Below are 1,489 nucleotides of genomic sequence, written 5' to 3'. Positions count from 1 at the left end.
GAACGCACCTACAACCAGAAAGCCACCGGCCAGTGGACCCGGCGCACCGAGTGACCTCGGCCCAACAGTCATGCCCTTACGGCACAATCAGAAACCACAAAGGCTGCCGCCTCAAGAACGCCGATCAGCAGGCACTGCATGAAACTTCCGGGCTAGTGTCCTGCGCCAGGGATTCGTAACTTAACTTGTAGAGTGGGGTGTGGCGAGGGCGGGTCGGCCGAAGGCCGAGTTGAGGTTGACCGATGATGAGCGTGAGCAGTTGTTGCGTTGGTCGCGGCGGGCGAAGTCGGCGCAGTCGTTGGCGTTGCGGTCGAAGATCGTGCTGGCGTGCGCGGGCGGCTTGGACAATCGGCAGGTCGCGGCGAAGCTGGGGATCGTGGCGGCGACGGTGGGTAAGTGGCGGGCCCGGTTCGTGGCCCGGCGGCTGGATGGCTTGGTGGACGAGCCGCGTCCGGGGGCGCCGCGCACGATCGCTGATGAGCAGATCGAGGCGGTGATCGTCGCGACGCTGGAGCGGACTCCGAAGGACGCGACTCACTGGTCGCGGGCCTCGATGGCCGCCGAGACCGGGCTTTCGCGATCGAGGATCGGTCGGATCTGGCGGGAGTTTCGGCTCAAGCCGCACCTGGGCGACACCTTCAAGCTCAGTAGCGATCCGTTGTTCATCGAGAAGGTCCGCGACGTGGTCGGGCTCTATCTGGACCCGACCGAGCGGGCGCTGGTGCTGTGTGTGGATGAGAAGAGCGGCATCCAGGCTCTGGATCGTTCCGCGCCGGTACTGCCGATGATGCCCGGCCTGCCCGAACGGCGCACCCATGACTACGTCCGCTCGGGCACGACCACCTTGTTCGCCGCGCTGGACGTGGCCTCCGGTCAGGTGATCGGGTCGCTGCACCGGCGTCGCCGTGCGATCGAGTTCAAGAAATTCCTGACCAAGATCGATGCCGAGGTGCCGGCCGGACTGGATGTGCACCTGGTCTGTGACAACCTGTCCACACACAAGACCCCAGCGATCGCTAGATGGCTCCAGGCGTACCCGCGTTTCCACCTGCACTTCACCCCGACCAGCTCGTCCTGGCTCAACCAGGTCGAACGCTGGTTCGGGCTGCTCACTGACAAACAGCTACGCCGCGGCGTGCACAAGAACCTGCAAGCCCTCGAGAAAGACATCCGCACCTGGGTCACCATCTGGAACGAGAACCCACGCCCCTTCGCCTGGACCAAGACCGCCGACGAGATCTTCGAACGACTCAACGCATATCTTCAACGGATTCCTGGCGCAGGACACTAGTTGCCCGTGTCGAACTCGAGAACCTGAACAAAACTCGGCATCTGGAAACAATTATGCCGCTAAGCCAGACCTAACCCCAATACCGTTCAGTTAAGCTTACAGCGGTGTAGTTTGGTGGTATGCCTCGTGCTGGGTGGGTGAAGCCGGAGTCGGATCGTCGGTTGTCGGATTTGGTGTCGGTGGGGGTGTTGACCCGGG

1 protein-coding gene is annotated in these 1,489 nt (G+C 63.1%); it reads left to right on the top strand.

From position 1 onward, the window contains the following. Window positions 1–199: 199 nt before the first annotated feature. Window positions 200–1,291 carry an IS630 family transposase gene (locus RM423_RS24695; protein ID WP_311425688.1) on the top strand — a complete coding sequence of 364 codons (1,092 nt, stop codon included), beginning with the start codon at window positions 200–202 and terminating at the stop codon, window positions 1,289–1,291. Window positions 1,292–1,489: the final 198 nt, after the last annotated feature.

The organism is Jatrophihabitans lederbergiae (assembly GCF_031845305.1).
GTDB classification, from domain to species: Bacteria; Actinomycetota; Actinomycetes; order Mycobacteriales; family Jatrophihabitantaceae; genus Jatrophihabitans_A; species Jatrophihabitans_A lederbergiae.
The sequence above is the reverse complement of the archived record's forward strand: the minus strand, read 5'-3'. Positions and strand labels throughout refer to the sequence as shown.